The organism is Streptomyces sp. NPDC007896, from assembly GCF_042959425.1.
Lineage (GTDB): Bacteria > Actinomycetota > Actinomycetes > Streptomycetales > Streptomycetaceae > Streptomyces.
This window is the reverse complement of sequence record NZ_JBIBKX010000014.1, coordinates 209,501-223,148: the sequence shown is the minus strand read 5'-3', so window position 1 is coordinate 223,148 and position 13,648 is coordinate 209,501. Positions and strand designations below refer to the sequence as shown.

Annotated in this window: 17 protein-coding genes; 11 read left to right on the top strand and 6 right to left on the bottom strand. The window is 70.8% G+C overall.

Features of this window, described 5'->3' with window-relative positions:
- The first annotated feature begins 96 nt into the window (after nucleotides 1-96).
- The 3 genes from ACFZDJ_RS37640 to ACFZDJ_RS37630 all read left to right on the top strand — a co-directional run bounded on the left by ACFZDJ_RS37640 (nucleotide 97) and on the right by ACFZDJ_RS37630 (nucleotide 1,315).
- Nucleotides 97-432: a hypothetical protein gene (locus ACFZDJ_RS37640; RefSeq protein ID WP_101406866.1), complete on the top strand. Its 336-nt coding sequence runs from the start codon at nucleotides 97-99 to the stop codon at nucleotides 430-432.
- 59 nt (nucleotides 433-491) lie between these two features.
- Entirely contained in the window at nucleotides 492-875 is a 384-nt protein-coding gene (locus tag ACFZDJ_RS37635) for an SH3 domain-containing protein (protein ID WP_391065769.1), read from the top strand.
- A gap of 113 nt (nucleotides 876-988) precedes the next feature.
- Nucleotides 989-1,315: a cupin domain-containing protein gene (locus tag ACFZDJ_RS37630; protein ID WP_390933813.1), complete on the top strand. Its 327-nt coding sequence runs from the start codon at nucleotides 989-991 to the stop codon at nucleotides 1,313-1,315.
- A 54-nt stretch (nucleotides 1,316-1,369) separates the two neighbouring features.
- Here ACFZDJ_RS37630 and ACFZDJ_RS37625 read toward each other — a convergent pair whose 3' ends face one another.
- The 3 genes from ACFZDJ_RS37625 to ACFZDJ_RS37615 form a co-directional block, all read right to left on the bottom strand.
- Nucleotides 1,370-1,837 carry a peroxiredoxin gene (locus ACFZDJ_RS37625; protein WP_384909038.1) on the bottom strand — a complete coding sequence of 156 codons (468 nt, stop codon included), beginning with the start codon at nucleotides 1,835-1,837 and terminating at the stop codon, nucleotides 1,370-1,372.
- Nucleotides 1,834-2,214 (bottom strand): MauE/DoxX family redox-associated membrane protein, encoded by a 381-nt coding sequence (locus tag ACFZDJ_RS37620; RefSeq protein WP_385376079.1) that lies wholly within the window; start codon nucleotides 2,212-2,214, stop codon nucleotides 1,834-1,836. The genes ACFZDJ_RS37625 and ACFZDJ_RS37620 overlap by 4 nt, the downstream gene beginning before the upstream one ends.
- 109 nt (nucleotides 2,215-2,323) lie before the next feature.
- Nucleotides 2,324-2,902, bottom strand: a complete 579-nt coding sequence (locus ACFZDJ_RS37615) for a TetR/AcrR family transcriptional regulator (RefSeq protein WP_385376082.1) — start codon at nucleotides 2,900-2,902, stop codon at nucleotides 2,324-2,326.
- A gap of 240 nt (nucleotides 2,903-3,142) precedes the next feature.
- Here ACFZDJ_RS37615 and ACFZDJ_RS37610 point away from each other — a divergent pair, with 240 nt between their 5' ends.
- The gene (locus ACFZDJ_RS37610) at nucleotides 3,143-4,597 is read left to right on the top strand and encodes an MFS transporter (RefSeq protein ID WP_391065766.1); all 1,455 of its coding nucleotides are present in this window, start codon (nucleotides 3,143-3,145) and stop codon (nucleotides 4,595-4,597) included.
- 146 nt (nucleotides 4,598-4,743) lie between these two features.
- On the top strand, nucleotides 4,744-5,091 hold the full coding sequence (locus ACFZDJ_RS37605; RefSeq protein WP_390933817.1) for a hypothetical protein: 348 nt from the start codon (nucleotides 4,744-4,746) through the stop codon (nucleotides 5,089-5,091).
- Between the two features lie 30 nt (nucleotides 5,092-5,121).
- Here the strand turns inward: ACFZDJ_RS37605 and ACFZDJ_RS37600 are convergent, their stop codons facing one another.
- The gene (locus tag ACFZDJ_RS37600; RefSeq protein ID WP_168505242.1) at nucleotides 5,122-5,589 is read right to left on the bottom strand and encodes a hypothetical protein; all 468 of its coding nucleotides are present in this window, start codon (nucleotides 5,587-5,589) and stop codon (nucleotides 5,122-5,124) included.
- A 209-nt stretch (nucleotides 5,590-5,798) separates the two neighbouring features.
- Nucleotides 5,799-6,704, bottom strand: coding sequence for an EamA family transporter (locus ACFZDJ_RS37595; protein ID WP_391065764.1), 906 nt, complete (start codon nucleotides 6,702-6,704; stop codon nucleotides 5,799-5,801).
- A 173-nt stretch (nucleotides 6,705-6,877) separates the two neighbouring features.
- Here ACFZDJ_RS37595 and ACFZDJ_RS37590 point away from each other — a divergent pair, with 173 nt between their 5' ends.
- On the top strand, nucleotides 6,878-7,735 hold the full coding sequence (locus ACFZDJ_RS37590; protein WP_385376123.1) for a LysR family transcriptional regulator: 858 nt from the start codon (nucleotides 6,878-6,880) through the stop codon (nucleotides 7,733-7,735).
- A gap of 344 nt (nucleotides 7,736-8,079) precedes the next feature.
- Here ACFZDJ_RS37590 and ACFZDJ_RS37585 read toward each other — a convergent pair whose 3' ends face one another.
- On the bottom strand, nucleotides 8,080-8,325 hold the full coding sequence (locus ACFZDJ_RS37585; protein WP_391065761.1) for a hypothetical protein: 246 nt from the start codon (nucleotides 8,323-8,325) through the stop codon (nucleotides 8,080-8,082).
- A 993-nt stretch (nucleotides 8,326-9,318) separates the two neighbouring features.
- Between ACFZDJ_RS37585 and ACFZDJ_RS37580 the strand changes: the two genes are divergently transcribed.
- From ACFZDJ_RS37580 to ACFZDJ_RS37560, 5 genes are read left to right on the top strand one after another with little or no spacing between them, the layout of a single operon-like run.
- Entirely contained in the window at nucleotides 9,319-9,969 is a 651-nt protein-coding gene (locus ACFZDJ_RS37580; protein ID WP_390933820.1) for an FCD domain-containing protein, read from the top strand.
- 48 nt (nucleotides 9,970-10,017) lie between these two features.
- Nucleotides 10,018-10,767 (top strand): PIG-L family deacetylase, encoded by a 750-nt coding sequence (locus tag ACFZDJ_RS37575; RefSeq protein WP_391065758.1) that lies wholly within the window; start codon nucleotides 10,018-10,020, stop codon nucleotides 10,765-10,767.
- Entirely contained in the window at nucleotides 10,764-11,474 is a 711-nt protein-coding gene (locus ACFZDJ_RS37570) for a 4-carboxy-4-hydroxy-2-oxoadipate aldolase/oxaloacetate decarboxylase (RefSeq protein ID WP_390933821.1), read from the top strand. The genes ACFZDJ_RS37575 and ACFZDJ_RS37570 overlap by 4 nt, the downstream gene beginning before the upstream one ends.
- Nucleotides 11,471-12,559 (top strand): 4-oxalomesaconate tautomerase, encoded by a 1,089-nt coding sequence (locus ACFZDJ_RS37565; RefSeq protein ID WP_391065757.1) that lies wholly within the window; start codon nucleotides 11,471-11,473, stop codon nucleotides 12,557-12,559. The genes ACFZDJ_RS37570 and ACFZDJ_RS37565 overlap by 4 nt, the downstream gene beginning before the upstream one ends.
- Before the next feature lie 10 nt (nucleotides 12,560-12,569).
- Nucleotides 12,570-13,535 carry a catechol 2,3-dioxygenase gene (locus ACFZDJ_RS37560; protein ID WP_391065753.1) on the top strand — a complete coding sequence of 322 codons (966 nt, stop codon included), beginning with the start codon at nucleotides 12,570-12,572 and terminating at the stop codon, nucleotides 13,533-13,535.
- Nucleotides 13,536-13,648: the final 113 nt, after the last annotated feature.

Here is a 13,648-nt window from a genome sequence, read left to right as displayed (position 1 = left end):
CTTCGAACACCGTTGAATGGCATTGCCGCCGCACTTCCTCGGCGCCCACTGTGGCGGTGGTCGAAAGCGAAACACCACATACAGGGGGAATTTCCCATGCGCCGTATTCCGGCCGTCATCACCACGTGCGCCGCGACGCTCGCCTTCCTCGTCCCGGCCGGCCTGGCCGCCGCCGCGCCCGCCGAGCAGTCGTACACCGTCGTGCCCTACGAGAACGTCAAGGTCCGCAAGCTGCCGACGAAGGACAGCGCCTACCTGGCCACCCTGACCGCCGGTCAGTCCTACACGGCGTACTGCTGGACCCACGGGCAGACCATCACGGACCACGGCTACACGAACGACATCTGGATCGGATTCGCCGACGGATTCAGCAGCGCCGTCTATTTCAAGGGCGACCAGTACGCGAATCTGCCGGCCTCCGCCCAGTGCTGAAGGCAGCGGAACTCACCGGAATTCACCGCGATCGTCCCTCCGTGCCAGGGAGTTCATCCATGAACATCCGACGCAAGACCGTCGCCGTCCTCGCCGGAGCCGTGCTCGCGTGCGGCCTGCTCAGTGCGGGAGCCGCCTCGGCCGCGGCGCCGACCGGCCTCACGCGACAGGCCGCCTACGAGACGTACACCGTCGTGCCCATCGCCGACGCGCCCATCCGAACCGGCCCGGGCAACGGCCACCCCACGATCGGCAGGCTGCGCGCCGGGTACAGCTACCCCGCCTTCTGCTGGCTCTCCGGGGAGACGGTCGTCGACCACGGCTCCACCAGCCACATCTGGATCCACCTCTCCGGCGGCCCCGGCATCGGCAACGGCTGGGTCAGTGCCCTGTATCTCCGCGGTGACGAGCGGGCCGATCTTCCGGCCTCGGCGCAGTGCTGACCCGCGCGGCTGCCGGGCGGACGGACCAGTCAGATGACTGAAGCTTCCTCTAGCCACCGCTTCGCACAATGGAGGAGGTGCCGCTCGACCGCCCCTCGAAGAGAAGGATCAGCATGCACGTGGACGCCCATGACGACGAGATCTGGGCCGTACTCGAAGGTGAGATCACCTTCTTCGTCGGGGAGCAGCAGTACGACCTGGGCCCGGGCGACATCGCTTTCGGCGCCCGCGGCGTCCCGCGCCGCCATGTCGTGCGCAGCCCGGAATCCCGTCTGCTCGTGACCTCGGTGTCGACCGGGATCGCGGAATGGTTCACCCGCAACGGCACCCCGGTGGCCTTTGCCGGTGAACTGCCCCCGTCCCTCGGCCTCGACGCCGCGCTCGGCCCGGTGGGCGCGTACGACCTTCATGTCGTCGGCCCGCCGGGCAACGGCGAGTAACGCGGCGCGCCGGGCCGAGGCAGGACGACCCGGCCGCCGCGGGGGAGCCGAAGGTCAGCCCTGATGCGCCCGCAGCGCGGCGAGGGCCCGGTCCGCGTGGGCGCTCATCCGCAGTTCGCTGCGCACCACTTCCAGGACGGTGCGGTCCTGCGCGATGACGAAGGTGACCCGCTTCGTGGGTGCCAGGGAGAAGCCGCGCTTCACTCCGAACCGCTCGCGGACCGTGCCGTCGACATCGGACAGCAGCGGGTACCCGAGCGTGTGACGCCCGGCGAACTCCTGTTGCTTGTCGACCGCGTCACCACTGATGCCGACCGGCCGCCCACCGGCGGCGGTGAACTCGGCGGCCAGATCACGGAAGTGGCACGCCTCGGTGGTGCAGCCGGGAGAGAGGGCGGCGGGGTAGAAGAACAGCACGACCGGTCCCTCGCCGAGCAGCTCGGTCAGCTTGCGCTCCGTGCCGGTCTCGTCGGGCAGGGCGAAGTCCTCGATCTTGTCGCCCACATCCACACCACGCGTCATGACTGACCCTTCCCACCATTGGCAACGCTGCGTGCCCACAGTACAAGGGGCACCTGCAAGGGGAGTCGCGCGATCGCCGCGGCCTTCTGCGGAGCGGGACGCCGGCGCCAGTCGACGGCCATCTGGACGTTGGCGGGGAACACCCCGACGAAGAAGGCCGCGGTGGCCAGCGCGGCCACCCGCCGGGTACGGGGCACCGCCACCCCGGCGGCCAGCGCCAGTTCGGCGACACCGCTCGCGTACGTCCAGGTCCGGGGCGCCCCCGGCAGCGCCCGCGGAATGGTCGCGTCGAACTGCCGTGGCGACATGAAGTGACCGACACCCGCGGTGGCCAGCAGGCCGGCGAGCAACAGGGCTGAGCGTTCCGACCGTGGCACGGTTCCTCCTCCAGGGGACTGCCGCGAGATATTACTGGAGGGTAAGTGCGGTGTGGGCGACGGGGCTCACGAAGGGGTGGGGGTCCCTCCCGCCTGCCTCGGGCCGATGTCAGCGCGCGGCGCGGACGCCGTCGAGCGCGACCGTGAGGACCCGGTCTCGCTGGGTGTCGTCGAGGAAGTTCGTCGAGGTGATCCCGGCGACCATGCGCAGCAGGTCGTCGAAGTCCATGTCCGCGCGCGCCTCGCCGGCCTTCTGTGCCCGCTCGAACAGCGGGCCGCCCGCCTGGTACATCGAGTCCCGGCAGGTCAGGAAGATCTCCGACTCGTTGTCGAGCGCCTCACGGATGGCCCGTTTGGTCACGGTGTAGTCCACGAACCGCCGCAGCCACGAGGTCAGCGCCTCCCACGGCTCCCGCTCGGCGACTTCCAGAGCCACCTGGCACAGCGCGTCCACCTCGTCCGCGTACACGCTCTCGAAGAGGTGGCGGCGGGTGGGGAAGTTCCGGTAGAGGGTGCCGATGCCCACGCCCGCGCGCCGGGCGATGTCCTCCAGGGACGCCTCCGCGCCGTGCTCCGCGAAGGCCTCGCGGGCGGCGCCCAGCAGGGCGTCGTAGTTGCGTGCGGCGTCTTTGCGGTGCGGGCGCCGGGACGCCACGATCCCGCTGACGGGGAACGGCTGAGCCGTCACTTGGTGCCTCCCGGCCGAGAAGAAGGTTGAAGCGGAGGTATGCCTCCGTTACAGTGGAGGCATACCTCCACTTTAGCAGTCGGGGGTGCGCTCCCCGTGGTGGCGTGCGCCCGCACGCACCGTCGACGCGCTTGTACCCCCTGTGACCTCGAACGGGCCGTACGCAGCCCGCCCCCGCTCCTTGAGTGGCCGTTCCTTGCTCTGTTTCGTTCCGTTCCGCTCCGTTCGGAGAGGCTTTTCATGCCCACGAAGTCCACCCGCCTCACCTTCGCGGTCCTCGCGACCGGTGCGGGCGTGTTCTCCATGCTCCAGTCGCTGATCGCACCGGCCCTGCCGACCGTCCAGCACGCCCTGAACACCTCGCAGTCCACCGTGACCTGGGTGATGACGGCCTACCTGCTGTCCGCCTCGGTCTTCACCCCGATCCTCGGCCGGGTCGGCGACCTGATCGGCAAGAAGCGCACCCTCGTCGCCGTCCTCGTGACCGTGACGCTCGGCTGTCTGCTCGCCGCGCTCGCGCCGAACATCGGCGTGCTGATCGTCGCCCGGGTCGTCCAGGGCATAGGCGGAGCGCTGTTCCCGCTCTCCTTCGGCATCATCCGGGACGAGTTCACCGCGGCCGAGGTCGGCCCCAGCATCAGCAACCTGTCCGCCGTGATCGCCGCGGGCGGCGGCGTCGGACTGGTGGCGGCCGGTCCCATCGTGTCCGCGCTCGACTACCGCTGGCTGTTCTGGCTGCCCGTCGGCGTCGTCGCGGTCACCACACTGATCGCCCTGCGCTACGTCCCCGAATCCCCGAGCCGGGCCGAGGGACGCGTCAGCTGGCTCGGTGCCGTCCTGCTGTCGGGCTGGCTGGTCGCACTGCTGCTCCCGCTCAGCCAGGCGAGCCAGTGGGGCTGGGGATCGGCCCGGGTGATCGGGCTGTTCGCCGCCGCCGTCCTGCTCTTCGCGCTGTGGCTGCTGGCCGAGGCACGCTCCCGCACCCCGCTGATCGACCTGCGCGTCATGCGGCTGCCCGCGGTGTGGACCACCAACACCGCCGCGCTCCTGTTCGGTGCGGGCATGTACGCGATCTGGTCCTTCCTGCCCGGCTTCGTACAGACCCCGAGCTCCGCGGGATACGGCTTCGGTGCCAGTGTCACCGCGGCCGGACTGCTCATGCTGCCGATGCTGCTCGCCATGTTCTGCTCGGGTGTGCTCAGTGGTCGGCTGGAGCCCATCCTCGGCGCCAAGAAGCTGCTCACGACCGGTGCCGCGCTCGGTGCGGTCGCCTGCGGCTTCCTCGCCCTGTGGCACGACCAGCAGTGGCAAGTGGCCTTCGCCGCGGGCATCTTCGGCCTCGGTATCGGACTCGCCTTCGCCTCGATGGCCAACCTGATCGTCGGCAGCGTGCCGCCCGAGCAGACCGGCGCCGCGACCGGGATGAACGCCAACATCCGCACCATCGGCGGGTCCATCGGCGCGGCCGTGACCAGCGTTCTGGTGACCGGCCGGCTCCAGTCCTCGGGCCTTCCCTACGGCTCCGGATACACCCACGGATTCACCCTGCTCGCCCTGCTCTGCCTGGCCGCGGCGCTGGCCGCCCTCCTTGTGCCGGTCCAGCGGGCCGGCCGGCTCTCCGCCTCGGCCCGCGCGGACGCCGACTCCGCGCTTACGGAACCGGAGGCCGCCGTCGCTCCCGGCGCGCGGAGCTGACCTGGACCATGCTCGGCGGGACCGCGTTGATGCGTGAAGATGCTTGTCGGACAGGGGCACGGCTCCGAACGGGCGGCGCGTTCACCCGACTCGGTGAGCGGTACCACGGGCGCGTACCACCGGCGACGCACCGCCGTTGCTCCGACATGGACAGCACTCACACGGCCCGGCGGCGCCGTCTGGAGCAGGGCTTCGCGGGCCGGCGCTACGCCGAGCTGACGGACGGGCGTCTGGGCCACCCGCCGATCTACGCCCAACTGGTCGCGGAGTGGCGGGCCAAGGGCCGGGTGGTTCCGGAGCACCGCGAGGTGGTCGCGGTGCTGTGGGCCTCCTTCGCCGCCTCCAGCCCCTTCGAGAGCGCGGCCCGGCCGGTCGACTCCTGGGCGGAGAGGCGGGACGAGAAGACCGCCGGACCGGTACCGGCCGAACCCGAGACGGTGTCCGCCGGCTCCGTACCCGCCGTCCCCGTACCCCGTGGCCTGCTGGGCTGGTGAACCCCTCCGCGCGCTGCCGCGGAGCGACGGTCACCCTCCGGGCGGGGGTGCCAGGACGGCGAGCGTCCCGTTGGCCCGCTGCAACGCCAGTTCCAGGGGGACCGCGGCATGCAGGTCTCCGGTCCCGTCGGGCGGAATGAGCCATTCCAGGAACCTCGCGGCGCGGTACGGCGGTGGTACGGCGACCCATGAGCCCTTGCCCGCGTGCCGGAGGCCGGAGCCGACCCAGCGGCTGGCCGGGTCCGGCGGCAGGAAGAAGCCCACTCTCCGGGATGCGGTGTCCACCAGAGTGGGGCCGGGGGCGCGCAGCGGGTCGTTCCACAGGATGTCCAGGGCGAGCAGCCCGAGTTGCTCGGGAACGCTGAGCACGTCCCAGAACCGCCCGGCCTCCATGAGCACGGTCCCCGACCCCTGATCCCACTCCCGCTTGCAGGCCCGGGGGTCCGAGGCGGCCGCCGCGAGCCACTCGACACCTTGCATCCACATCACATCCGGCATGACCAACTCCAGGGCATTCGCAGGCCGTCCGACCAGGCGTGGAGCGGCGCACTCGGATGCGCGACCCGCACCTGGGCGCCGACCCGGCGTGTTCATGCTGGTAGATATTTCTAAGTGGCGGAAGGGGTGGCGCGGTCTGGCGTTTTCGCCGAAACGTTCTTCTGGGGCAGTCCGTTGCCCGGGTGTCCGTAAGGTCCGTGACGTGTCCGTCAACTTCGTGAAGCGAGGATGCCGAGCGCGTTGGCCGCGACGACGGCGCCGATGCCCGTCCACTCCGTCCAGTCCAGGCCCTGACCGAGGACGATCCACCCGACCAGACCGGCCAGGACGGGATTGACGCTCATGAAGAGGCCGAAGGCCGGGGCGGGGACGCGGCGCAGGGTGAACAGGTCCGCGAGGCAGGGCACCGCGGAGGACAGCACACCGGCGGCCACGGCGCAGCCGACCGCCGTCGGCGTCGGAGGGTGCCGGACGGCGACGGCGACGCCGACGGGCAGGAACAGCACGGCGGAGAGCCCGGCGGCGGCAGCGGACCCCGCCACGCCGGGGATGCGGCGGCCGACGGTGCGGTTGAGCAGGATGTACGACGCCCAGCAGCCGGCGGCCAGCAGCCCCAGGCCCATTCCGAGGAAGTCGGCGGAGGGGCGCGGACGCATCAGGGTGACGACACCCGCCGCGGCGATCACCGCACAGCACGCGTCCACGCGGCGGCGGGAGGCGGCCAGCGCGATGCTGAGGGGGCCGAGGAATTCGAGGGTCACCGCCAGCCCCAGTCCGATGCGGTCGATCGCCGTATAAAGGGACAGGTTCATGGTCCCGAACACCAGTGCCAGCAGCACGACCGGCCACCACTGCCCCCAGGTGAATGTCCGCAGCCGGGGGCGGCCCACCGCCAGCAGGACGACCGCGGCGACGTACTGACGCATCGCGACCACGCCGACGGGGCCGAGGACGGGGAAGGCCAGGGAGCCGATGGCGGCACCGGTCTGATTGGACAGGCCGCTGCCGACCATGGTGACCACGCCGGACAGGCGCGTGCCGCCGGGCTGCGGGGACGTGGGCGCCGGGGGAGTGCGACGCGCGGGTTCTGCCGGGCGTGCGGAGGCTGCGTGCATGTCTCGATGCTCGGAGGCCGGGTCTCTTGCGCAAAATGCATCAGCCGGTCCATCTATACGCTTGCGTCATGGATCCTTCAGCCGAGGACGCTTCCGGCAAGGACGCTTTCGGCAAGGGCGCTTCCGGCGGGGACGCTTCTGCCGAGGACGCCTCCGTCGTGGACGCCTCCGTCATGAATGTGGAGCTGCGGCAGTTGCGCTGTCTCGTCGCGATCGTCGACGAGGGCACCTTCACCGACGCCGCCATCGCGCTCGGGGTCTCCCAGGCCGCCGTGTCCCGCACCCTGGCCTCGCTCGAGCGCGCCCTCGGGGTGCGGCTGCTGCGGCGCACCTCCCGCGAGGTCACTGCGACGGTGACGGGACTGCGTGTGCTGGCGCATGCCCGGCGGGTACTCGGCGAGGTGGCCGACCTGGTCCAGGAGGCCACGTCGGGACGCGTCTCGCTGCGGATCGGGTACGCCTGGTCCGCGCTCGGCCGTCACACCCTGGCCTTTCAGCGCGACTGGGCGCGGGCGCACCCCGAGACGGAGCTGCGGCTCGTCCGTGTCAACTCCGCGACAGCCGGCCTTGCCGAAGGGGCCTGCGACGCGGCCGTGGTGCGCAGACCTCTGGACGACCGGCGGTTCGACTCCGCGATCGTGGGGTTGGAACGGCGGCTGTGCGCCCTGGCCGCCGACGATCCGCTGGCCGGGCGCCGCTCGGTGCGACTCGCCGACCTCGGCGGGCGCGTTCTGCTGATCGACCGCAGGACCGGCACCACCACGACGGAGCTGTTCCCGCCCGACTCCCGCCCGGTGACCAGGGAGACCCACGATGTCGACGAGTGGCTCACCGCGATCTCCACGGGCCGCTGTGTGGGTATGACGGCCGAGTCCACCGCACACCAGTACCCGCGCCCTGGCGTCGTCTACCGGCCGGTGCGCGACGCCGAGCCCATCGCGGTGCGGCTCGCCTGGTGGCGGGACGACCCGCACCCCGCCGCCCCCGCCGCCATCGAACTTTTGACGGGCCTTTATCGCCGAGCCGCGTAGTCGACGTCGCCGCGCATCGGGTACGCCGTGCTGCCCAAGGCGCAGCCGCACTTCCAGCAGCGGGGAGTGGTGGTCAGGCAATGCCATCGCGATTGAGTACGAGGCTCACGGTCGCCCGCGAGACTCCGCCGGTCGCGGCGACGTCGCTCAGCGTCACGTGCCGTGCACCGGCTGTCAGCGCGCCCTCGATCGGTTCTGTCGCGACGGTACCGGGACCATGGACGACCGCTGGTGCAGGTCGTACGGCCGCACGCCGAACGGCCCCGGGTCGCTGGCGCGACGCGGGACCGTCCGGAGAAGACCAGCCGTCTTTGGCGAGATGACAGGCCGTCAATCTTCAGATGTCAGTTACGACCGCTGGGCTCAGTGTCCGCCACCGCCACCACCGCCGTGGCCGCCCCCGCCGCCACCGCCGCCGTGGCCGCCGCCACCGCCGCCGCCGTGGTCTCCACCGCCGCCGCCGTGGTCTCCGCCACCGCCGCCGTGGTCTCCACCGCCGCCGCCGTGGTCTCCGCCACCGCCGCCGTGGTCTCCACCGCCGCCGCCGTGGTCTCCGCCGCCGTAGCCTCCGCCGCCGTGGTCTCCGCCACCGCCGTGGCCTCCGTCGTCGTTCCAGTTGCTGTAGGAGTAACCGGAGTCCGAGTGGGAACTGGTCGCGCTGGCGATGCCGGCCGTGCCGAACGCCAGGGCCAGAGCGGCGAACAGGCTGGCGACCAGCCGGAACGTCCTAGAAGTGATGATCCGCATGGTGCTTTCCCTTCCCGGGAGCGTAGACAGGTGCCGGCTCTGCACGGCCGCGGTGACGTCGGCACCTTGGAGGCACTGAGACGTTCGCGATAAGGGTCCGGTACATCGGCGTTGAGAGTGACGGGAGTTGCCGTCGCCGACTCGCGCGCTGATCGCGCGGCATCGGGCCCACCCAGGCTGCTGAAGTGCAGCGAACCTCGCGGCGGGGCGCCCGTCCGTCTGTTAACCGACGACCGGGTTGCCGTCGGTCGGGATGTAGTCGGTCGGGATGTTGAGATTGTTTGTCTCTCAACAGGCAAAACGTAAGTTTTCTGTTCAACCCGTACCCAAACTACTCATACCGGGACAATGAAGTCAAGCGCAGCAGGTGGGCCCCTGGGGCACGGACAGCGGGCCGTGGCGCCGTGGGTAACTCCCTTTACTTTCTTTTGGTGTTGAGTGACTGACGCCCGCCCAGATCGGGGCTGGTCAGGGCGCTCCCAGGTCGTCGCCCTGGGTCAAAACGGCACATGACGCGCGCCCGGTTCCGACCCGCCCAGGAAAACGGATCCGGCGTCGAGTTGGTATTCCCCGCGGCGGACCCTCGGCGGTCGTGCCCTCGGGTCGTTGACGCCCCCGGTGTCCGCTGAGTGAACTGCGCCCTTGCCCGGCCCGGGAGATGAGGCGGTGACGTCCCCCTGTCGAGCGGCCGTGGGACGCTTGGGGCCGGTCAGCGCCCTGTGGTGGCGGGTGACAGGACCGCCGACGGAGCATGTCGGCAACATGGGAAACAAAATTGTTGACAATCTTGTTGGACTGGATTTAGGTTCGACAGGCACTCACTCAGGGAGGGCGCGATGCCGAAGGAAGCCCGTCCAGGCACCGGCGAGCAGGCCAAGCAGCACGCATTGGTGCACCTGCGGCAGGCGATTCTGCACGGCGACATGGCACCGGCCCAGCGGCTGGTGGAGAACGAACTCGCCGAGCGGTTCGGTGTCACGCGGGCCAGCGTCCGGGCGGCGCTGATCGAGCTGGAGTCGGAGGGACTGGTCGAGCGGATCCGCAACCGCGGCTCGCGGGTGCGGGTGGTGACGGTCGAGGAAGCGGTGGCCATCACCGAGTGCCGCATGGTCCTGGAGGGCCTCTGCGCCGCGAAGGCGGCCGTCGAGGCGAGCGAGGACCAGCTGGACCAGCTGACCGAGCTGGGCACGGCGATGTCCAAGGCGGTCGCGGGCGGCGAGCCGCTGGTCTACTCCCAGCTCAACCACGAACTGCACGACCGGATCAGGGAGTTCTCCGGCCAGCAGGTCGCCGTGGGGCTGCTGGAGCGGCTCAACGGGCAGCTGGTGCGCCACCGTTTCCAGCTCGCGCTGAGACCGGGGCGTCCTCAGCAGTCCCTGAGTGAGCACCTGGCCATGATCGAGACGATCAGGGCCCGGGACCCGCAGGCGGCCGAAGCGGCCGTCCGCACCCACCTCGCGGGAGTCATCGACGCGCTGCGCCAATGACGTCGCGGTGGTGGGGCATCCGGCCTGTCCACCAAGGAGATGTGAGCAATGACGCACGGCAAGGCGCCCACCACCCCACGATCGACACTTGTCATCACCGCGCATGCCGGGGACTTCGTCTGGCGGGCCGGGGGAGCCATCGCCCTGGCCGCCTCCCGTGGAGAGAAGGTGACCATCGCGTGCCTCACCTACGGGGAGCGCGGTGAGTCCGCCAAAGCCTGGCGCGAGGGCAAGTCGCTGGAGGAGATCAAGGAGCTCCGCCGTGCCGAGGCCGAGGCGGCGGCCTCGACCCTGGGCGCCCAAGTGCGCTTCCTCGACGCCGGCGACTATCCCCTGTTCGCCACTCAGGAACTGACCGACCAGCTCGTGCGGATCTACCGCGACACCCAGCCCGACGTGGTCCTGACCCACGCCCTGGACGACCCCTACAACGGCGACCATCCGGCGGCCGCCCGCATGGCCCTGGACGCCCGCGTCCTCGCCCAGGCCATCGGATACCCCTCCGAGGGCGAGATCATCGGAGCCCCGCCGGTGTTCTTCTTCGAGCCGCACCAGCCGGAGATGTGCGGCTTCCGGCCCGAGGTCCTCCTCGACATCACCCCGGTCTGGGAGACCAAGCGCAAGGCCATGGAATGCCTCGCCGCCCAGCAGCACCTGTGGGACTACTACACCGACCTGGGCAAGCGGCGCGGCGTACAGCTCAAGCGCAACGCGGGCCCCAACCTCGGCCTGCCCCACGCCACCTACGGCGAGGCCTACATGCGTCCTTACCCGCAGGTCACGGAGGAGCTGGCATGAGCGGCCTGATCGTCACCAACCCGCCGCGCGCCCACGCCGAGGACGTCGAGACACTCGGCGGCTACGGTGTGGCCACCGTCCACGAGGGCATGGGCCGCACCGGCAGTCTCGGCCCCGGGTTCCGGCCCATCCAGCAGGACGTGCGCATCGCGGGCACCGCGGTCACCGCCCTGTGCTGGCCCGGCGACAACCTCATGATCCACGCGGCCGTCGAGCAGTGCCGCGAGGGCGACATCCTCGTCGTCACCACCACCTCGCCCTCCACCGACGGCATGTTCGGCGACCTCTTCGCCACCGCGCTCCGGTACCGCGGGGTGCGCGGCCTGATCATCGACGCCGGGGTGCGCGACACCGCCGACCTGCGTGCCATGGGCTTCCCCGTCTGGTCGAGTGCCGTCTGTGCCCAGGGCACGGTCAAGGCCACGGCCGGCTCGGTGAACGTACCCGTCGTGCTCGGCGGACAGGTCGTTTGCCCCGGTGACGTCATCGTCGCCGACGACGACGGCGTGGTGTGCGTACCCCGCGAGCAGGCCGGTACGGCCGTCAAGGCGGCCGAGGCGCGCACCGCCAAGGAGGACGCCTCCCGGGCCGCCTTCGCCGAGGGCCAGTTGGGCCTCGACCGCTACGGCCTGCGCGAGACCCTCGAACGGCTCGGGGTGCGGTACCAGGCCTACGACGACTACGCGCGGAACGGTTCCGTGTCATGAGCACCGGCGAGGAGCTGCGCTGCATGCTGATGCGCGGTGGGACCTCGAAGGGCGCCTACTTCCTGGCCGAGGACCTGCCGGCCGATGCCGGGGCGCGCGACGACCTGCTGCTGCGGGTCATGGGCAGCCCGGACCCCCGGCAGATCGACGGACTCGGCGGAGCGCACCCGCTCACCAGCAAGGTCGCGGTGGTCTCCCGCTCCCAGAGCCCCGACGCGGAGGTCGACTACCTCTTCCTCCAGGTGGGGGTGGACCGGGCCGAGGTCTCCGACCGGCAGAACTGCGGCAACCTCCTGGCGGGGGTCGGCCCGTTCGCCGTCGAACGCGGCCTGGTCGCCGCCCGGGACGGGCACACCTCGGTACGGATCCGGATGGTCAACAGCGGTGACCGTGCCACCGCCACCTTCCCCACGCCGGACCGGCGCGTCTCCTACGCGGGGCCGGCCGAGATCTCGGGCGTGCCGGGCACCGCCGCACCCGTGGTGATCGAGTTCGAGCGGGGCAGCAACCCCCTGCTGCCCACCGGGCACGCCCGGGACATCGTCGCGGACACGCCGGTGACCTGCGTGGACAACGGCATGCCGACCGTGCTGATCGCCGCTTCCTCCCTGCAGGTCACCGGCTACGAAAGGCCGCGGGACCTGGAGGAGGACCTGACCCTGCACGACCGGCTCCAGCGGATCCGCCTGGAGGCGGGCCTGCTGATGGGCCTGGGCGACGTCGGCGAGACGACCGTGCCCAAGCTCAGCCTGTTGGCACCGCCCACGAACGGCGGCGCGGTCATGACCCGCACCTTCATCCCGGTCCGCTGCCACACCGCCATCGGCGTCCTGGGAGCCGCCAGTGTCGCCGCCGGGCTGCGCGTCCACGGCGGCGTCGGCCAGGACGTCGCCCGTCTGCCCGAGAACGGCGGACGGCTGCGCATCGAGCATCCCACCGGATTCCTCGACATCGAGAGCGAGATCGACGACGGCACTTCGGGGGCCGCCCCCGTGGCCCGCCGTACCGCCGTCGTCCGCACCGCACGCAAGATCTTCGACGGTACGGTCTTCCCCCGGCCGGCCGGAGCCGCACTCCACCCTTAAGGAGGCCTGTATGGCCCCGCCCCTCGGCGACATCGCCCACCTCGGGCACGTCGAACTGCTCACCCCGGACCTGGACGGAAGTCTGCGGTTCTTCACCGACTACCTCGGCCTGACGGTCAACGGTCGCAGCGGTGACTCGGTCTATCTGCGGACCTGGGACGACTACGAGCACCACAGCCTCGTCCTCACCGCGCACAAGACCTCAGGCCTGCGCCGCACGGCCCTGCGCGCCTCCAGCGAGGAGTCCCTGCAGGGGAGGGTCAAGGAACTGGAGGCCGCCGGTCACCAGGGACGCTGGACCGAGGACGAGCCGGGCCTTGGCCCGCTGTACGTCACCGCCGATCCCGACGGCCACGAACTGGCCCTGTACTGGGAGTCCGAGTGGTATCAGGCCCCGGACGAGCTGAAGCCGGGGCTGAAGAACCAGCCCCAGGCCAAGCCCGGTCACGGTGTGGGCGTACGCCGCCTGGACCACGTGAACTACCTGGCCGCCGACGTCGCCGCCAACGCCGACTTCCACCAGCATCTCCTGGGAGCCCGGCCGACCGAGCAGATCCAGCTCGACGGCGGCCGGATCGCCGCGAAGTGGCTGACGTTCACGAACAAGTCGTACGACGTCGTCTACACCGAGGACTGGACGGGCTCGCGCGGGCGGCTGCACCACATCGCGTTCGCGACCGACACCCGCGAGGACATCCTGCGCGCCGCCGATCTCGCCCTCGACACCGGCGTGTTCATCGAGACCGGCCCGCACAAGCACGCCATCCAGCAGACGTTCTTCCTCTACGTCTACGAGCCGGGCGGCAACCGCATCGAGCTGTGCAACCCGCTCACCCGTCTCGTACTGGCCCCCGACTGGCCCCTGATCACGTGGACCCAGGCCGAGCGGGCCAAGGGACAGGCGTGGGGGCTGAAGACCATCGAGTCCTTCCACACCCATGGCACACCGCCGCTGGACCCGGCCGCGGACCACTGAGAACAAGCCGGCGAAACAGGCAGGGCGGCACACGGCTGTGTGCCGCCCATGGCCGTTTCACCTGCTGTTTTACTCCGCCTGTAGCCTCTCCGAACGCCTGGCTGGATTGTTCC

Bases quoted from the DNA above. Each gene is read 5' to 3' on its own strand.
- ACFZDJ_RS37610 (WP_391065766.1), top strand. From the start codon at position 3,143: ATGCCCACGAAGTCCACCCGCCTCACCTTCGCGGTCCTCGCGACCGGT.
- ACFZDJ_RS37575 (WP_391065758.1), top strand. From the start codon at position 10,018: ATGACGCACGGCAAGGCGCCCACCACCCCACGATCGACACTTGTCATC.
- ACFZDJ_RS37630 (WP_390933813.1), top strand. From the start codon at position 989: ATGCACGTGGACGCCCATGACGACGAGATCTGGGCCGTACTCGAAGGT.
- ACFZDJ_RS37590 (WP_385376123.1), top strand. From the start codon at position 6,878: ATGAATGTGGAGCTGCGGCAGTTGCGCTGTCTCGTCGCGATCGTCGAC.
- ACFZDJ_RS37605 (WP_390933817.1), top strand. From the start codon at position 4,744: ATGGACAGCACTCACACGGCCCGGCGGCGCCGTCTGGAGCAGGGCTTC.
- ACFZDJ_RS37595 (WP_391065764.1), bottom strand. From the start codon at position 6,704: ATGCACGCAGCCTCCGCACGCCCGGCAGAACCCGCGCGTCGCACTCCC.
- ACFZDJ_RS37565 (WP_391065757.1), top strand. From the start codon at position 11,471: ATGAGCACCGGCGAGGAGCTGCGCTGCATGCTGATGCGCGGTGGGACC.
- ACFZDJ_RS37580 (WP_390933820.1), top strand. From the start codon at position 9,319: ATGCCGAAGGAAGCCCGTCCAGGCACCGGCGAGCAGGCCAAGCAGCAC.
- ACFZDJ_RS37560 (WP_391065753.1), top strand. From the start codon at position 12,570: ATGGCCCCGCCCCTCGGCGACATCGCCCACCTCGGGCACGTCGAACTG.
- ACFZDJ_RS37625 (WP_384909038.1), bottom strand. From the start codon at position 1,837: ATGACGCGTGGTGTGGATGTGGGCGACAAGATCGAGGACTTCGCCCTG.
- ACFZDJ_RS37635 (WP_391065769.1), top strand. From the start codon at position 492: ATGAACATCCGACGCAAGACCGTCGCCGTCCTCGCCGGAGCCGTGCTC.
- ACFZDJ_RS37570 (WP_390933821.1), top strand. From the start codon at position 10,764: ATGAGCGGCCTGATCGTCACCAACCCGCCGCGCGCCCACGCCGAGGAC.
- ACFZDJ_RS37640 (WP_101406866.1), top strand. From the start codon at position 97: ATGCGCCGTATTCCGGCCGTCATCACCACGTGCGCCGCGACGCTCGCC.
- ACFZDJ_RS37600 (WP_168505242.1), bottom strand. From the start codon at position 5,589: ATGCCGGATGTGATGTGGATGCAAGGTGTCGAGTGGCTCGCGGCGGCC.